At 37.8% G+C, this 16,548-nt stretch carries 15 protein-coding genes; 8 read left to right on the top strand and 7 right to left on the bottom strand.

Translation table 11 applies throughout. From position 1 onward, the window contains the following. The first annotated feature begins 80 nt into the window (after nt 1-80). The 7 genes from OQE68_RS30785 to OQE68_RS07715 are packed head-to-tail and all read left to right on the top strand — an operon-like array spanning nt 81 to nt 8,761. Nucleotides 81-1,829 (top strand): carbamoyltransferase family protein, encoded by a 1,749-nt coding sequence (locus tag OQE68_RS30785; RefSeq protein ID WP_180568623.1) that lies wholly within the window; start codon nt 81-83, stop codon nt 1,827-1,829. Between the two features lie 5 nt (nt 1,830-1,834). Further along, a complete protein-coding gene (locus OQE68_RS07740) occupies nt 1,835-2,962 on the top strand; it encodes a glycosyltransferase (protein WP_180568622.1) in 1,128 nt (375 codons plus the stop codon). Beyond that, complete coding sequence (locus OQE68_RS07735) at nt 2,959-3,858, top strand: GNAT family N-acetyltransferase (RefSeq protein ID WP_180568621.1); 900 nt, start codon at nt 2,959-2,961, stop codon at nt 3,856-3,858. Before OQE68_RS07740 ends, OQE68_RS07735 begins: the two co-directional genes overlap by 4 nt. 8 nt (nt 3,859-3,866) lie before the next feature. Continuing rightward, nucleotides 3,867-5,294, top strand: a complete 1,428-nt coding sequence (locus OQE68_RS07730; protein WP_180568620.1) for a PIG-L deacetylase family protein — start codon at nt 3,867-3,869, stop codon at nt 5,292-5,294. Further along, nucleotides 5,291-6,508 (top strand): O-antigen ligase family protein, encoded by a 1,218-nt coding sequence (locus tag OQE68_RS07725; RefSeq protein WP_180568619.1) that lies wholly within the window; start codon nt 5,291-5,293, stop codon nt 6,506-6,508. The genes OQE68_RS07730 and OQE68_RS07725 overlap by 4 nt, the downstream gene beginning before the upstream one ends. Further along, nucleotides 6,505-7,620 (top strand): glycosyltransferase, encoded by a 1,116-nt coding sequence (locus tag OQE68_RS07720; RefSeq protein ID WP_180568618.1) that lies wholly within the window; start codon nt 6,505-6,507, stop codon nt 7,618-7,620. The genes OQE68_RS07725 and OQE68_RS07720 overlap by 4 nt, the downstream gene beginning before the upstream one ends. A gap of 52 nt (nt 7,621-7,672) precedes the next feature. Further along, nucleotides 7,673-8,761 (top strand): hypothetical protein, encoded by a 1,089-nt coding sequence (locus tag OQE68_RS07715; protein ID WP_180568617.1) that lies wholly within the window; start codon nt 7,673-7,675, stop codon nt 8,759-8,761. Nucleotides 8,762-8,765: 4 nt separating this feature from the next. On the opposite strand, the gene OQE68_RS07710 is transcribed toward OQE68_RS07715, so the two are convergent. Genes OQE68_RS07710 through OQE68_RS07680 form a run of 7 tightly spaced genes read right to left on the bottom strand, consistent with a single transcriptional unit; the run spans nt 8,766 to nt 14,571 of the window. After that, nucleotides 8,766-9,662 carry a DUF6625 family protein gene (locus OQE68_RS07710; RefSeq protein WP_180568616.1) on the bottom strand — a complete coding sequence of 299 codons (897 nt, stop codon included), beginning with the start codon at nt 9,660-9,662 and terminating at the stop codon, nt 8,766-8,768. Next, on the bottom strand, nt 9,659-10,537 hold the full coding sequence (locus OQE68_RS07705; RefSeq protein ID WP_180568615.1) for a glycosyltransferase family 2 protein: 879 nt from the start codon (nt 10,535-10,537) through the stop codon (nt 9,659-9,661). Before OQE68_RS07705 ends, OQE68_RS07710 begins: the two co-directional genes overlap by 4 nt. Continuing rightward, a complete protein-coding gene (gene rfbD / locus OQE68_RS07700) occupies nt 10,530-11,435 on the bottom strand; it encodes a dTDP-4-dehydrorhamnose reductase (protein WP_180568614.1) in 906 nt (301 codons plus the stop codon). The genes OQE68_RS07705 and rfbD overlap by 8 nt, the downstream gene beginning before the upstream one ends. Continuing rightward, the gene (rfbC, locus tag OQE68_RS07695; RefSeq protein ID WP_180568613.1) at nt 11,422-11,985 is read right to left on the bottom strand and encodes a dTDP-4-dehydrorhamnose 3,5-epimerase; all 564 of its coding nucleotides are present in this window, start codon (nt 11,983-11,985) and stop codon (nt 11,422-11,424) included. The genes rfbD and rfbC overlap by 14 nt, the downstream gene beginning before the upstream one ends. Beyond that, a complete protein-coding gene (gene rfbA / locus OQE68_RS07690) occupies nt 11,982-12,848 on the bottom strand; it encodes a glucose-1-phosphate thymidylyltransferase RfbA (protein ID WP_180568612.1) in 867 nt (288 codons plus the stop codon). Before rfbA ends, rfbC begins: the two co-directional genes overlap by 4 nt. Next, nucleotides 12,845-13,897, bottom strand: a complete 1,053-nt coding sequence (rfbB, locus tag OQE68_RS07685; RefSeq protein ID WP_180568611.1) for a dTDP-glucose 4,6-dehydratase — start codon at nt 13,895-13,897, stop codon at nt 12,845-12,847. Before rfbB ends, rfbA begins: the two co-directional genes overlap by 4 nt. Beyond that, nucleotides 13,897-14,571: a BUD32 family EKC/KEOPS complex subunit gene (locus OQE68_RS07680; protein ID WP_180568610.1), complete on the bottom strand. Its 675-nt coding sequence runs from the start codon at nt 14,569-14,571 to the stop codon at nt 13,897-13,899. Before OQE68_RS07680 ends, rfbB begins: the two co-directional genes overlap by 1 nt. Nucleotides 14,572-14,779: 208 nt before the next feature. On the opposite strand from OQE68_RS07680, the gene msbA reads away from it, so the two are divergent. After that, entirely contained in the window at nt 14,780-16,540 is a 1,761-nt protein-coding gene (msbA, locus tag OQE68_RS07675; protein WP_180568609.1) for a lipid A export permease/ATP-binding protein MsbA, read from the top strand. Nucleotides 16,541-16,548 lie beyond the last annotated feature (8 nt).

Here is a 16,548-nt window from a genome sequence, read left to right as displayed (position 1 = left end):
ACAATCTCACTGTTTTCTGGGGCTGTTGCAATACGCCTTTGGTATAAGCAACAGTTGTAGCTGAAAAGAAGAGGTGTTTAGTGGCATTAACAATTTTAGGTTTATCTGGCGCATTGAGCCATGATCCTTCAGCAGCATTGTATATAGATGGCAAGTTGGTTGCTGCAGCTGAAGAGGAGCGCTTTCTTCGGGATAAACACGCCAAAAATAAAATGCCGCTAGAGGCTACAAAGTTTTGCTTAAAGCAGGCAGGTATCTCTGCTAAAGATGTTGATGTCATTGCTGTGCCTTTTGCACCCATTAGTTTGTCTAGCCCTGCCCGTTGGCATTATGCAAAACGGTATTGGTATGCCCCTGACCGTGCCTTAGATGTATTGTTTAATGGTAATCGCCGCTATCGTCGCTATGTAGGGCAAATTCGTGAAATGCTTGAGTCAATCGGCTTTGATTGGCAGAAGGTCGAGTTCGAACCGGTTGAACACCATTTAGCCCACGCTTCCAGTGCTTATCACCTGAGTGGTTTTAAAGAAAAAACGGCCATTATGGGGATTGATGGGAAAGGTGAGTATGCCACAACATTTTTTGGTTATGGCGAAAATGGCAAAATTCATAAAATTAAAGAATTTTATGACCCAGACTCGCTGGGTGGTTTATACGGCGCCATCACTGAATATCTCGGCTTTGAGATGCTTGATGGCGAGTATAAAGTAATGGGGATGGCACCTTATGGTGATGCAAGTAAATATGACTTATCAAGATTAATTGATTTTGATGGAAAAGAATTTCGAGTTAATACTGACTATGTGAATGTGGTTGGATTGCGTCGTTATAAAGAAAATGGCAAAGGCTTTTATTTTACTAAGAAATTAATTGAGTGGTTAGGCCCTCGCCGGAAAGGTGATGTGGCTGATGACCCTTATATTCATTATGCTGCAAGCATTCAGCAATTATATGAGACAGTTGCCCTGAAATTAATGGATTATTATTTGGGTGATATTATCAAAGAAACTGGCTTATTAGCGTTTTCTGGTGGCGGAGCATTAAACGTAAAACTCAACCAGAAAATAGTGGCAAAGCCAGAGCTAAAAGAATTATTTGTCCAGCCTGCTTCCGGTGATTCTGGTACAGCTATTGGTGCAGCGTCGTTTGCTTCAGAAAAGCGTGGTGTATCTGTTGAAAAAATGGAACATGTCTATCTAGGCCCTTCATTTACTAATGAGCAGGTTATCGAAGCTTGTCAGCAGCACCCAGATAAACCTAAATTCAAACAAATTGATCAAGTTCCAGAGCGTATTGCTAAAGTGCTTGCCGATGGGAATCCAGTTGCCTGGTTTCAGGGGCGGATGGAGTTTGGTCCTCGAGCATTAGGTCGGCGTAGTATTTTAGGTTGTCCCAGTGTGAAAGGGGTTGCTGACCGAATTAATGAGCAAATTAAATTCCGCGAGCGTTGGCGTCCGTTCTGCCCTAGTATGCTGGATCGTGTGGCACCAGAAATGTTTAAAGTGGACCACCCAGCGCCTTTTATGACGTTTACCTTTGAAGTTAAAGAGGAATGGAAAGAGCGCGTGCCTGAGGTAGTACATGAAGATGGTACCGCTAGAGCGCAGGCGGTTAAACGGGAAGTAAACCCTCGTTACTATGATTTAATGCTGGAAATGGAAAAGCTCACTGGCAATGGCGTAGTGTTGAACACTTCATTAAACCGCCGCGGTGAGCCGGTTGTATGTACGCCGACTGATGCATTGAATATGTTCTTTGGCTCAGACTTACAGTATTTAATTATGGAAGATATTTTAGTCGTGAAAGGCGACTTTCCTGAGGGTTGCTGATAACAATGAATCAACCCCATGTACTACAGCTCTGTCACGGATATGAGCCACCTTTTTTAGATGTGGCTCGACAATATGCAGGGCTGTTTGCTGATACGCCTTATAAAGTGACAACCGTTTATTTAACAGGCGAGTTCTCTGATCAAGTGGCAAATGAGTCCTCTTCTGATGAAGTATTTTTTCTGGAAAACACTTCTAGAGATGTGCGAGGCTTGAAGCGAAAACAAATTAAACAGTTACAGCGTATATGTGAGCAAAGACAGTTTAGCTTTGCCATTGCCCACCGGTTTAAGCCTTTATATATCTGTTCTCATATCCCGGATTTATTTACCGTTGGTGTTCATCATGCTTTTGGTGATTATCAGCGAAAAACTAGACGTTGGTTTGTTAACCGTCGCCAGCAACGTTTAGCTTTGCTTGGTGTGTCCAATGCGGTAAGAGATGATATTCGCCATTGCTTACCTCATTGGTCGTCGGACCGTATTCAAACCCTGTATAATCGGGTTGATTATGAGCAACTAAAAGCTAATTTGGTTGAACGCGAAGCTGCCCGAAAATATTTAGGCTTAACGCAAAATCAGTATGTTTTTGCTAATGTAGGGCGACTACACCCAGATAAAGACCAGACAACGTTATTAAAGGCTTTTGCTTTAATTGCAGGACAGCTGCCGAATGCAGTATTAGCAATTTTAGGTCAAGGCAGGCTAGAGAGTGAATTAAAGCAGTTAGCCCAGTCGCTTGGTATTGCAAAGCAAGTGTTGTTTTTAGGAATGGTACCCGAGGCTGCTCAATACTATAAAGCCTTTGATAGTTTTGTTTTAACGTCTGATCATGAGCCTTTTGGTATGGTATTACTGGAGGCTATGGCTGCTGGTTTGCCGGTCATTGCTACTGATTGTGGTGGTGGTAAAGAGGTGGTTGAGGGTTGTGGCCAGTTGTTTCCATTAGGGGATGCACAACAGCTGGCTTCACACATGACCCAAATTTATGGCCTTTCTAGCCAAGACAAAACTGCTCTGGCAGATAAAATGGATGCTAAAGTCACGCAAAATTTTAGCTACTCAGTCGTTAAAGACCACTTTTGGCAGCTACCTTTTATCAAGCCTTACGCCATGAAGATGGGGGTTGCATGAGTTTACTCGCGAAATGGCAAACTCGTCATTGGCAACCTTTAACTGCTGACCAATATGAAGAGGCTTACCAACAGTGGGGCGGTAGTTTTATAACTCACCCAGAAGTGATTGGGGTGGTTTCGTCATTATTAGATATCCCACTGGAGTTTAGTGGCCGCTATCAAGATGACCAGCTTATTGCTGCGATTCCGGTGTGGGAAAACTATGTCGCGGGTAGTAAGCAAGCTTTAAAAAAACTCGGTAAACGCGGTTTAGTGGATGCAGGTAATGCGGAGATTATATTGCCCATTGCTGAAAATGCCCAACTTGAATTGCCTTATAAAGCAGAATTAATTTCGAATTTGCATGAATCCCAGCTGACCAATCTGAAGGATAAAGGTAAACAGTTGTGTTTAGCTAAAGGCTTTCAACCTGGTGGCTACTCTAAAAAGTTTAAGTACAACCATCGCCGTGAATTAAGACTGTTTCAAGAAGCGGGTGGTGAGTTGCATCCTATCAGTGAGCTATCTGCAGATCAGATATGTGAGTTTTATTTGACATTATTTGAGTTAAGGTGGGGCTTTGCAGCTAAAGGTGCATCCTTGATGGGAGAATTACTGAGTAGACTACAAAAATATTTAGTTGGCTCTGTGCTGTATTTTGAGAAACGTCCAGTTGCGATTCAACTGGTATATCAGGCTGAATCAGAGCAATGGTTGTCTGTAGAGTATATCAATGGTGGGGTTGATCCCTCTGTAAAAGAGTTTAGCCCTGGTAGTGTACTTAGCTTTTTGAATGTGCAGGAAGCTCAGGAGATGGCTGATAAGCAAAATAAGCAGCTACGTTATTCATTTGGTTTATCAGATAACGAGTATAAAGACCGCTGGTGTAATAGAGTGCCAGTGTACTCAACGTAAGAAGTATTATGAAAACAAAAGATAACCCGTATTTAAAAAAGAAGAAGATGACAAACCAAATAAAAGCGTTAGTTTTTATTTGCTTGGCACTTCTTGGGCTTTTGATCGGTTGGTACTGGCAAACTTTACTCTTTGCAGTCATTTTTTATATTGCCCATGAAGTGTTTTGGTCTGATCATATTTTTTATGACCCCAAGTCAGATTACCAATACCAGTTTGAAAATGCGGTAGAGCTGCCGTTAGCTATAGAAAATAATCAACTGCGTTGTGTAGAAAAGCCTGCGAGTGATTTATCGCTGGATACAGGATTGGCTGCTGTCAAAATTAAAGCTAATTGGCTGGGTAGTATTTTTGATCCTTATGTTGAAATAAGCGATGGTAATACTACAAATAGACAGTATTTTGAACGCTCTGTAAATGGATTGCGCTATTTGAATATAAGTGATTGGTTAAAAATACTGTTAGTTGGTGAGCATTTAACTCTCAACTTCAAACACTGCCAGCCAATAACCGATAACAACCATAAATTAACCCTATTTGGTTTTGCTAACCCAGACATCATCAACAAACGCATAATGATTATTGCTCCCCATGCTGATGATGCGGAGCTGGCTGCCTTTGGCCTTTATAGCCAGGCAAAAGATGTAAGTATTGTTACCTTAACGGCTGGCGAAGTAGAGCAGAAGGATTTTCAACATGTCTATCCAGATCCTCAACAGGCATCTATATTAAAGGGCCGTTTGAGAGCGTTTGATAGTATTGCAGTACCTGCTTGGGGTGGTGTTTCGAAAGAACAGATTGTTAACCTTGGCTACTTTTGTTTACGCCTCAAGGACATGTACGAAGAGCAAACTAAACTAGTTAGCTCTAAAACGGCAGGTGTTGATACCACAACTGTATTTAGAGAGTTTAATAGCTTTCCGCTACCTACTGATGGTGATAATAAAGCTACAGGTGAAAATCTGTTAAAAGACCTTCAGTTCTTAATAGAAAAATACCAGCCGGAAGTTATAGTCACACCACACTTACAGTTGGACCCTCACCAAGATCACTATTATGCAACGCAATTTATTCACCAGGCAGTGAGTGAGGTGAGTTACTCTGGCATAAAGTACTGGCTGTACTACGCAAACCATTACGTTCACACCGATATGCATCCATTCGGACCACCCCATACAATAGCATCATTAGCACCCAACCTTAATGCAGAGGTTAAAACGCCAAGGGTATTGTCTGTTCCTTTATCAGAAAAGCAGCAGAAGGATAAAGTGTATGCACTGGAGATGATGCATGATTTGAAGCGAAAAACAAAACTGCAAAAATATTTTCGAGTGACCTTGCAAAATATTTTTATTAATAGAAGTCCGTATAAGTATGGAAAAGATAGCTATTTTTTCAAATGTATTAAAAGTAATGAGCTGTTTGTAGTAAAATGAATCGATATAATTGTGAAGTAAAAAGCCTGAAGGGGAGCCTAGTAACTCAAGTATTAACATATATGTTGTTATTTGGGATATTCATTTTTTTTGTTGGTGTGCAGCTTTTTCCGACAGATAGCAAGTGGCATACTCAGCTATATATTTTTCTGTATCTGCCTGTCACGCTGCTAATTTTTTTAGAATCAAATTTATTTTTTGGCTTCTTTAAGGAGCAATCTGTAAAACTATTGACTATTCTTCTTTGCTATTTTGCAATTTCATCTGCATGGGGTAGTGAGGAGCTATCGTTTGGTCAAATCAAGAAAGCATTGATGGTTTTTCTTTTTATTTATGCTGTTTATTATTTAGTGGTAAGGGTGACGGATATCCAGCGTATAGCAATGATTGCTGTTGGTTTAGCTGCTTTGACCTCTCTCTATAGTATCTATAATTATGGGGTGGAGACTGATTTTTCTTTTGGGGGGAGATTTGTTGGGTTAGGGATATTAAGTAACCCCTTATTAAGCTCTCATTATTTTGGTTTTTTATGTGTGTTCTCATTAGGACTGTTGTTGCTTTCTGAAGAGCCTCCTAAAAAAGTTATACTGCTGCTATGTGTGGTTGTATTTTTTGTATGTACTTTTTTAACTAAGTCTAGAACTCCTCTAGTAGGTTTTTTTGGAGTAATTCTAGTTTTGTTGATTATTACTTTTTTCTATAAGAGAAAAACTGTACTAAAGACTATTTTTTATATTTTAGTGACTCTTTTAACAATTGTGATTATAGCGTGGGAAGATATTGCTGCTAGAGGAGTATCTCATAGGCCTGAAATATGGAGTGAAGCAATTAAATTAATATTTGATGAATTATGGCTTGGTTATGGATTAGGGGCTGAGTTTAAGATATATCTGCAGAGTATTAAACAGTCATTCTATGATCCACATAATATCCATCTGGGCATCTTATATCATTTCGGTTTCGTTGGATTTTTGGGGTGGGTATTAACTCTGTTTTTGCTTACTATAAAGGCGTGTAAAAAAGGCAATTATATTTTAACATTCGTTGGGTTACCTTTGCTTGTCTATGGTGTTTTTGGTGGTATATCAGAAGGTGGAAATGTTGTGAGTAGACCGAAGGAGGTTTGGTATATATCATGGGTTCCCATTGCCCTAACCATCGCGTTTATAAGTTGCTCTAATCAGAATAAAATAACCAAGAAGCAATCAGTATGACACGACAGAAAATTCTCCAGTTGCAACCTAAATACTATATAAGAACATCTGACCTGCACGAGGAGATCATCAAAGGGTTGCCCAAAGATAAGTTTGAAGTTACTTCAGCCTATTTTACGGAAAAGCCAAAACATGGTGATATGCTTTCCGTGAGTGAGTATGTCAAATACTTTGAGCTTACAAAGAAGCAGATGAAAGGCCTTAGATTAAAAGCTATCTATAGTATTTGGAAGTACTGCAGAAAGAAGGCGTTTGATAGTTTGGTTGTTCACCGTTTTAAACCATTTGATGTAATGCTAATTGCGAATAAATTTCTAAAAATACCAAACTGTATTTCTGTCGTACATGGAATTGGTGACTTTGATCGTCCTTTTAGAAGGTGGATAACTAATCTTTTATTTGATAAAAGATGGACTATAGTGGCAGTATCTGGTTCAGTAAAGGAGTACTTGATTAGTAAGTGTTGTTGTCTGAATGATGATAATGTCAAAGTGATTACAAATGCAATTGATCTTGATTACATTGAGAACCAGTTTTTAACCAGAGATGCTGCCCGCCAAGAGCTTGGTCTTAAAAGTGATGATGTTGTGCTAGGAACTATAGGGCGACTAGTTAAAGTAAAAGGGCAATCTTATTTAGTTGATGCTTTCGAAAAAGTACAACATAAGCATGATAATACGAAACTTGTCATTATAGGAGGGGGGCAACTAGAACATTCACTAAAGAAGCAAGCCGTTGCTTTAGGTATTAGTGATCGGGTTCTTTTCCCTGGAGAAATACACAACGCTTTTCGCTTCTTAAAAGCATTTGATTATTTTGTATTACCCTCCTTAGAGGAAGGTATGCCTTTGGTAATTTTTGAAGCTATGATAGCTAAATTACCAATTATTGCTACGAAGGTTGGTGGGATACCTGATGTGCTAGATGGTTATGGGGTTTTAATTGATCCTACTTCAACTAGCCAGTTGGAGTCTGTGTTATCACAACAGCTTTCTATGAGTAAAATAGACATAAATAATAAATGTTTAAAAGCTTATGAGTATGTTAAGAGTTGTCACTCCGTAGAGAAATATAGAACAGAGTATAGAGAAGTTATATCAAGAGAGAAGTAATAAATAGTTGGTTGCTTCTTTTGTTTTGAGCTTAATTAAAATGTGTAAAAAAATGAATGATTTGCTTTATCTGGTATATGGACAAAATAAAATATATTACCAGCAAGGCTATTTTAGTATCTTGACAGCATTAAGGTTTTTAGGTGAAAGCAAGTCAACAAGAGTATGTGTGTTTACTGAAAATCCAGACTACTTCTCTGATTTACCTATAGTTGCAGAAAAACTAACAGATGATCAGATAAAGTTATGGCAAGGAAAAGCTCAATATAATCATAGGCTAAAAAATGTAGCAATGAAGTTTTGGATGGATAAATACAAAAATAAAACTATACTTGTTGATACAGATACATGGTACAAAAAAAATCCGGAGTTACTTTTTCAAAGAGTTAGTCCTGGGTTTTCTTTAATGTTCCAGTTTGAGAAGTATATTCAACAAGCCCTTCCTACTCTTTGTGAAAGGATAGTTGAGAATAATATTGTAAGCCAGAATGGTAATATTTTAGATATAGCTAAAGATGGGCAGCTGTGGAACTCAGGTGTTGTAGGGCTGTCTTATGACGATCGACATCTTTTAGATGAAGCACTTTATGTTCTTGATCAAGTTTATGATATTACCAAGGAGTACGTTACTGAGCAATTAGCTATAGGTGAAGTGCTAAGTAGAAATACTAAGTTATCTGGTTGTGATGATATACTTGCTCACTATTACGGGGCTGAAATTAACTTTATAAATGATAAGGTTGGTATTTACCTGAATTTAGTTGAAAAGTTGTCTATAAGCCAAAAGATAAATGCATTAGTTGACTTCCATTTTGTTAGATACAGGAAAAAAATTATAAAACTTTTTTTAATAAAGATTCATTCAAAGCGGCAGGGTTTTTCAAAAGATGTAATGAGAGCTCTGCAGGGTATAGAATTATACCTGTTAGATGAGTCTAATCTCTATGATATCTCTGATCAAAAAAATTGGTTAAGAAATTCTTATACTAACTTGGCTTCTGTTTCAAATAGTGAAATTAACTGCTTTGAGTTAAAAGGAAAAAAATATTTAGTAACAGCCATTAAAAAGTTGGTGGACTCAAATAAGTTGTCACAAGCTGACAAAACAAGGTGGTTAGAGATTTGTCAGCGATTCTATTGACGTATTATAAAGGCAAAAAACCCTGTGGAGAGATGCTCCAACCATTTTTAATTTGGCTAAGTGGAACGTTATTAATTGAGCTTAAGTCCTCCCATGCAGCTTTGTTTCCATGTTTTTCGGGTAACCACATTGAAGACTTCCAGTTCATGAAGTGTAGATAGAGGAACTCTCTATCAGCATCTTTATTGTTAGTCAACTTACCATTTTTCCAAAACCATACTTCAGGGTGATCTAGAGTTCCATCTATCCATGGTTTGTCTGTTAAAATGGTGCTGTATTGCTCTTTAAAATAACAGTTTTTTTGATATGGACTAAAAAAACCATAAGCCTTTCTTAACCAGTCTGGGTATTTTTTATGTCGGAGGTATATTTTTGATAATTTTGATTCATCAATGCCAAAGTGATTTTCATTTCCCATTAGCTGTTGCCAGTTTTTAATTTTTCTAAAGGCATTTCTATTTAGTTCTGTATTTTTGAATAACGCAAGATGTCCAGATACTCTGTCCCAGTGGCTCGATATACAGTTGTGAGTTAGTACCTTCTCGGTATAGAATTGTCTAATATCTCCATATATTACATCAATATCTCCAAATCCGTAGTAGTCATAGTTAGTTAATATATCTTCATGTATGTAACCATAGCTTGGCTTAAGGTCGCACAGTTTATAGGGTTGACAACAGGAAAAGTTAATTTCTAGTTTTTTGGAAATATATTGCTTATAGTCGTTAAAACTCATATGGTGGATAGTGATATTATCTGCTTTATTTTGAGGTGGGCCGCAGTCACTGAAAAAAATCCAGTCAATTGTAGGGTTGTATTTACAGCTTTCGATATACAGGTCTATCCATTCTGGCCATTGCCCAAAATAGGGAATGATGATAGCAATTGACTTGTTATTCATTTCTTACTTTTTATCCATGATGTAATGAGATAGGTCATGCCTTTAAAGAGCTTGAAACTATAGTATTTTCTATCTATTTTCCTAAGGATTTGAATAGCATATTTAGGATCATATTTTGATACTTTTAAAAACATGCTGGTGAGAAATTGATTAATCACAAATGGGTATTCTGGTTCATTTCTATAGTTGTTATATGTTTTAATAATTTCTTCTGTCATCATCCTATGGTTTTTGTAAGTATTGTTATCATGCTCTCGATAGTATGCAAGAATGTCACTGAGAACAGCGATCTTAAAGCCTTTGTGAGTTAATTTTAACCATAGATTTAAGTCTTCGAGTTTTATATCTGTATTAAACCCATTAACTTCTTTTAGTGCTGAAGAGCGGATCATGACTGTCGGTGCTGCAGGCCCTTCTTTCGGTTGAGTCAGCATTTTTTTAAAGCCTACTTCACGATAGGGCTTTAGCCTCTGTTTCTCTTTTACATTATTATAATCATCAATGCAGATTATATTTCCTCCACAGACGGCAATGTCTGGTCTGTTTTCTAAAAACTTTACCTGCTTTTCGATTTTATCAAGCAAAATAATATCATCAGACCCTAGAGGGCAGATGTACTTACCTTTACTGAGACTAATAGCCTCATTAAGACTCGCAGAAAGTCCTTTGTTATCTCTGGCTTTAAAGTAGAATCCATATTGTTGGCTTAGCTCATGTAGAATTCTAGGGCTTTCATCTGAAGAACCGTCATCAATTACAATTAGCTCTATATTATTATAAGTTTGCTTAACAACGCTCAATATACAGTCAGTAATATACTTCTCATGGTTATAGCATGAGATAATAACTGAAACTAATGGATATGAATTATTCATAATGGTATTCATCTGCTAATATGTTTAACGTTTCATATAAAGCGTTTTCCCAATTTCTAATTTTTATATTGAACACTTTTTCTGTGTCGGCTGTGTTTAGTACAGAGTATGCTGGACGTTGAGCTTTTAAATTTAGGTGGTGCGTTTTTGCTCTTTGTAAATAGGGAATATTGTGAATAAGCTTTAGCTTATGGCCATACTCAATAATTTTTTGCGAAAAATCGAACCAGCTACAATTTCCTGAATTAGCAAAATGAATAATATTGTTTTTTATGTCAAAAGTTTTGTAATTGATGATGAAATCGAGAATGAATTTAGCCAAGTCACTAGCATAAGTGGGGCGGCCAATTTGGTCATCTACAACGGATATGCTGTTTTTTTCATTTGTAAGTTTCAGTATAGTCTTTACGAAGTTGCTTTTGAATTCGCTAAAAACCCAGCTTGTTCTTATAATGAAGGAGTCAGGATTTGTATTAAGTATTAGCTTTTCACCAATAAGCTTGCTCTTTCCATACATGTTTATAGGATTGCAAATGTCATTAGGGTTGTATGGAGTTGATTGATCTCCAGAAAACACATAGTCAGTAGATATGTGAAGTAAAGTAATGGCTCTTTTTTTACACTCACTTGCCAAGTCTTCTAAAGCAGTACCATTTACTATAATTGCTAAGTTGTCATCTGACTCTGCTTTATCTACATTAGTATAGGCAGCTGCATTAACTAAGTAGCTAGGTTTATGTTTGTTTAGAGTATTAATTAACTGAGCACGATCAGTAATATCTAGCTCTTTAGAGCTTTGAGGAATGATTGTGATATTAGTATAATTGGCCTGAAGAGTTGTTATTGACTGGCCTAATTGCCCATTAGCTCCTGTTAACAATACTTTAATTTGGTTCATATTTAGGTAGCAGTTCTGTATTAGCCTGGTTTAAAGTGGGTAGAGAGCAGTCTTTATTAGAGATGTTTAGTTTCTCGACTTCTGGCCATTGAATATTAATAGTTGGATCATTCCATATAATACCATACTCATCATTGGGGTGATAAAAGTCAGAACATTTGTACTCGAAGTCAGCTTCTTTAGATAAGACTATAAAACCATGGGCAAACCCTTCGGGTATATATAACTGTTTATTATTTGACTCGCTTAAAGTTACTCCAGTCCATTGGCCAAAGTTAGGTGAGCCTATACGAATATCAACTGCTACATCAAATACTACTCCACGGGTAACTCGAACGAGTTTGGCTTGAGGAAACTTCAGTTGGTAGTGAAGCCCCCTTAAAACACCATATGTAGAGTGTGAACGGTTATCTTGTAAAAACTGGGCAGGCACACCGTTTGTCGTATAGCGGCTTTGGTGATAAGTTTCAAGAAAATAACCCCTGCTATCAGAAAATACTTTGGGTGTAATTTCTAGGACTTCTGGTAAGTTGGTTTTTTGGATATTCATTTTTGCTCAAGCAGTCCTTCCAGATAAGGTCCATAATTACTTTTACTGAATTTTTGGGCTTCGTGAATAAGCTTAGAATCAGAAATCCAGCCTTTTTGCCATGCAACTTCTTCTGGAGACGCTATTTTAAGACCTTGTCGTGTTTCTAAGGCATGTACGAACTGTGAAGCTTCAAGGAGTGAGTCATGTGTACCAGTGTCTAGCCATGCAACCCCTCTACCTAGTATATTCACATTAAGCAAATCTTTATTTAAATAAAGATTATTTATATCAGTAATTTCAAGTTCACCTCTAGCAGAAGGCTTTAATTCCTCTGCATAGGTAACTACATCGCTATCATAAAAATATAAGCCAGTAATAGCTAGCTTCGAATTGGGTTTTGCAGGTTTTTCTTCAATAGAGATTGGTTTTTTTTCTGCATCCAAAGTGACAACACCATAACGCTCAGGATCCTTGACTGGATAAGCAAAAACCGTAGCTCCACTTTTCGTGTAAGCCTGAGTCATTTGTGTATCCAAACCTTCGCCAAAAAAAATGTTGTCACCAAGTATTAAGCAACATCTATCTTGCTGAATGAAATTTTTGCAGATAGTAAATGCTTGGGCAATTCCTTCAGGTCGGGGTTGGATCATATAAGAAATATTAATTCCCCACTGATGCCCGTCTTGTAATAATTTTTGAAATGCTAGCTGGTCTTCTTTGGTCGTTATAATAGCAATATCTCTGATATTGGCTTGCATTAATGTTACCAATGGATAATAAATCATTGGTTTGTTGTATATAGGTAATAGTTGTTTGGATATTCCAAGTGTGATTGGATATAACCGAGTTCCTGAGCCACCTGCTAGAATAATACCCTTCATTTTTTGACTAAGCCTATATTATTGTTTAGTGAAGATGGCTTAACTCTTTTAGCCCACTCAATATTGTCTAAATACCATTGAATTGTTTTGGTTAACCCAGAAGAAAAACTTTCTTTAGGAGACCACTTGAGTTGCTTGGATATTTTGTTTGCATCAATAGCGTAGCGTGTATCATGTCCAGGTCGGTCTGTCACAAAACTGATAAGCTCTTTAAAGCTTGATAAGTTGTTTGGTTTTGTAGAAATTATGGAGTCTAATAATTCACAGATATTAGTTACTACCTCAACATTAGTTTTTTCGTTAAATCCCCCAATGTTATACGTTTCACCAATAGTTCCCTGTTCTAAAACAGTCATAAGTCCAGACACATGATCTTCAACATATAGCCAGTCTCTGATTTGTAATCCGTCTCCATAAACAGGAATAGGTTTACCTTGTAGGCAGTTTAAAACTGCCAATGGAATTAATTTTTCAGGGTATTGATATGGACCATAATTATTTGAACAGTTGGTAGTGATGGCAGGAAGGTTATATGTTTTATGCCAAGCTCTAACAAGGTGGTCAGAGGATGCTTTTGAAGCAGAGTAAGGTGAACTTGGCTGGTAATTACTTTTTTCTGAGAATAGTCCTTTAGAGCCTAAACTACCAAATACTTCATCTGTAGAAACATGTAAAAAACGAAAATCCAGTTGAGGATACTTTGATAAATAATATCTTACTGTTTCTAATAAGTTATAAGTACCAATGATATTGGTTTGAATAAAAGAGTTTGGGCTATCTATAGAGCGATCAACATGAGACTCAGCAGCTAAGTGAACGACAGCATCTGGTTTATGTTTTTCGAAAATGTCTACAAGTTTATTTTTATTACAAATATCTTCTTGGTAGAAAAAATGCTGACTAAGTTGTAAAAAAGAGCCTAAATTAGCTAAATTACCTGCATAAGTGAGCTTGTCTATGTTTATGACAGTATGTTCAGTATTTTTAAGAATATGTCTTACTAATGCAGAGCCAATAAAACCAGCGCCACCTGTAACTAGAACTTTCATTATTTGTACCTGTTTTTTTGATATAATGAATTGGCAATTTTTAGCTGATCTTTTTCGGAAAGAATGCTGTGATTAGCTTCTAAATAGCTATCAATAAAAGATACAGGTTCGTTTTGTAATAGTAGCTTAGCATCATTTTTATAACGCATGAGGTGGCGAAAATTACGTATACGCTTACCGACAGAAAGAGGCTTGTTGTAAAACTTCATATCAGCTATGTCAATTAAACCTAAACTTCCATCTGTAGTAATAAGAATATTCCCTAGGTGTAAAGACCTGAAGTAAACTCCTTTGTTGTGTAATGTGGCAATGAACTGGGCAATCTTCTTTATCTGGTTTTGTTTGAGAGCATCCAAATTACCAATTGCAACTTCCCTTACAGTTTTACCTGATAACGGTTGATACCTTACAATACTGCGCGGTGGGAGTTTTATTTTATATGTTTCAAGAACAGTGACTGATCTGATACCTGCTTTTTTTAAGCTATTTGCATTGTCAGCAAAACGCCGAGCGTATGGGTAGATTCTAGCAGATGATATAAACCTTTTGTTACGAAATAGTTTAAGGAACGTACCATCTAGCAATGAAAGTACTTTTACACCACAGCCATCCTGCTCAACAATGGCGGCACCTTTTGTTAATTGATTAAACTCTTCACGAGAAAGTATTTTCATTACACCACTGATGTTTCAGAACAACTGCATCTCAATGCTCAATATTGATATTTGGAGCTCAATTCGAAGTAATATAATCGCCCCAGTATTCTACGGATGTGTTGCTAGAAAGCAAGAGAGCCTAGATTGAAGAATGCTGTAAATAACCCCTTAAAGACTTAAATGTGTTACAATCACCGTCTTTTCGATTTGTAATAGTAGGGCTGAAATGAGTAAAGAAACGGGCTCTAAAAGTGGTATAGGTGCTTACCTCCGCCTCTTGGGTTATGTAAAACCCTACTGGGCGCTATTTGCTATCAGTATTTTTGGTTATATTTTGTTCGCACTGACTCAGCCGGGATTTGCCTGGTTGATGGAGTATTTTGTGAAGGGATTGGAAGGGGAGTCCGATCAGCTAATCTATTTTGTGCCTATGGCTGCTGTGACTATTGCGGTATTACGTGGTTTGGGCTCATTTATTGGCAACTATTACATTGCAAAAGTAGCCAACAATGTAGTGCATGCCTTGCGTTGTGATCTGTTTAATAAACTCGTTACCTTGCCGAATAGCTATTTTGATAACCATAACTCAGGCCATTTGATTTCGCGGATTACTTATAATGTCACCCTTGTGACCGGTGCTGCCACAGATGCATTGAAAGTGGTGATTCGTGAAGGCTTTACCGTTATTTTTCTATTAGGTCTGCTGTTTTGGACTAACTGGAAGCTCACCATTATATTCATCTTGATTGCACCTATCATTGCAGGGCTGGTCAGCTATGTTGGGCGCAAGCTAAGAAAACTCAGCCACAAAATCCAGGATGCAATGGGCGATGTCACCCATGTTGCCTCTGAAACCATTAACGGTTATCGGGTAGTGCGAAGCTTTGGTGGTGAAGCTTTTGAACGCAATCGGTTTTTAGATGCAAGCAACCAGAATCTCAAACAATCGCTTAAGCTGGTCAAGGTTTCTGCGATTAACACGCCAATACTGCAGCTGTTGGTGATTCTGGCAATGGCAGTCATTATGTTTTTAGTGCTCTATATGCGTGACACCTCAACTGTGGCTGAGTTGATTGCTTATGTGGTGGCAGCAGGTATGTTGCCAAAGCCAATCCGTCAGTTGAGTGAAGTTTATGGCAATATCCAAAAAGGGATTGCCGCTGCAGAAAATATCTTTGAACAACTTGATGAGGTGCAAGAGCAGGACTCTGGCTCACATGAGGTAGAGCGTGTTGCAGGCAAGCTGGAAATTCGCCAGCTCACTTTTCAATATCCAGGTGCTGAAAATCCAGTATTAAAAGATATTAACCTTGTAGTAGAGCCGGGTGAAACAGTTGCTTTTGTTGGGCGCTCTGGGAGTGGTAAATCAACACTGGTAAGTTTAATTCCGCGATTTTACTGCCATGAAAAGGGTGAGATTCTATTGGATGGCGTGTCACTAGCAGATTACAAGCTCACTAACTTGCGCCAGCAAATTGCGTTGGTTAATCAGCAAGTTACCCTATTTAATGACACAGTTGCTAACAATATTGCTTATGGAGCGCTGCAAACTAAAACTGAAGATGATATTCATCTCGCAGCTCAAGCAGCATACGCCTTCGATTTTATTGCGGAGCTAGAGAATGGCTTTAACACCATTGTTGGTGAAAATGGGGTGAAACTGTCAGGCGGACAGCGTCAGCGACTCGCAATTGCTCGGGCGATTTTAAAAGATGCGCCTATTTTGATTTTGGATGAAGCCACTTCAGCTTTGGATACGCAAGCAGAGCGAAATATTCAGGCCGCGCTTGATGAAGTGATGAAAGGCAGAACAACTTTAGTCATTGCGCATCGTTTATCCACTATCGAAAACGCTGACAAAATTGTTGTGATGGATAAAGGGGAAATTGTTGAAGTGGGTAGTCATCAGGAACTATTAGCAAAACAAGGACATTATGCACGTCTGCACCGACTTCAATTTAAAGAAGAGCAACCTTTACCTGCTTAATTTTATTG

The organism is Spartinivicinus marinus (genome assembly GCF_026309355.1).
GTDB lineage: Bacteria > Pseudomonadota > Gammaproteobacteria > Pseudomonadales > Zooshikellaceae > Spartinivicinus > Spartinivicinus marinus.
The sequence above is the reverse complement of the archived record's forward strand: the minus strand, read 5'-3'. Positions and strand labels throughout refer to the sequence as shown.

Bases quoted from the DNA above. Each gene is read 5' to 3' on its own strand.
- OQE68_RS07740 (WP_180568622.1), top strand. From the start codon at position 1,835: ATGAATCAACCCCATGTACTACAGCTCTGTCACGGATATGAGCCACCT.
- OQE68_RS07735 (WP_180568621.1), top strand. From the start codon at position 2,959: ATGAGTTTACTCGCGAAATGGCAAACTCGTCATTGGCAACCTTTAACT.
- OQE68_RS07730 (WP_180568620.1), top strand. From the start codon at position 3,867: ATGAAAACAAAAGATAACCCGTATTTAAAAAAGAAGAAGATGACAAAC.
- OQE68_RS07725 (WP_180568619.1), top strand. From the start codon at position 5,291: ATGAATCGATATAATTGTGAAGTAAAAAGCCTGAAGGGGAGCCTAGTA.
- OQE68_RS07720 (WP_180568618.1), top strand. From the start codon at position 6,505: ATGACACGACAGAAAATTCTCCAGTTGCAACCTAAATACTATATAAGA.
- OQE68_RS07715 (WP_180568617.1), top strand. From the start codon at position 7,673: ATGAATGATTTGCTTTATCTGGTATATGGACAAAATAAAATATATTAC.
- OQE68_RS07710 (WP_180568616.1), bottom strand. From the start codon at position 9,662: ATGAATAACAAGTCAATTGCTATCATCATTCCCTATTTTGGGCAATGG.
- OQE68_RS07705 (WP_180568615.1), bottom strand. From the start codon at position 10,537: ATGAATAATTCATATCCATTAGTTTCAGTTATTATCTCATGCTATAAC.
- rfbD (WP_180568614.1), bottom strand. From the start codon at position 11,435: ATGAACCAAATTAAAGTATTGTTAACAGGAGCTAATGGGCAATTAGGC.
- rfbC (WP_180568613.1), bottom strand. From the start codon at position 11,985: ATGAATATCCAAAAAACCAACTTACCAGAAGTCCTAGAAATTACACCC.
- rfbA (WP_180568612.1), bottom strand. From the start codon at position 12,848: ATGAAGGGTATTATTCTAGCAGGTGGCTCAGGAACTCGGTTATATCCA.
- rfbB (WP_180568611.1), bottom strand. From the start codon at position 13,897: ATGAAAGTTCTAGTTACAGGTGGCGCTGGTTTTATTGGCTCTGCATTA.
- OQE68_RS07680 (WP_180568610.1), bottom strand. From the start codon at position 14,571: ATGAAAATACTTTCTCGTGAAGAGTTTAATCAATTAACAAAAGGTGCC.
- msbA (WP_180568609.1), top strand. From the start codon at position 14,780: ATGAGTAAAGAAACGGGCTCTAAAAGTGGTATAGGTGCTTACCTCCGC.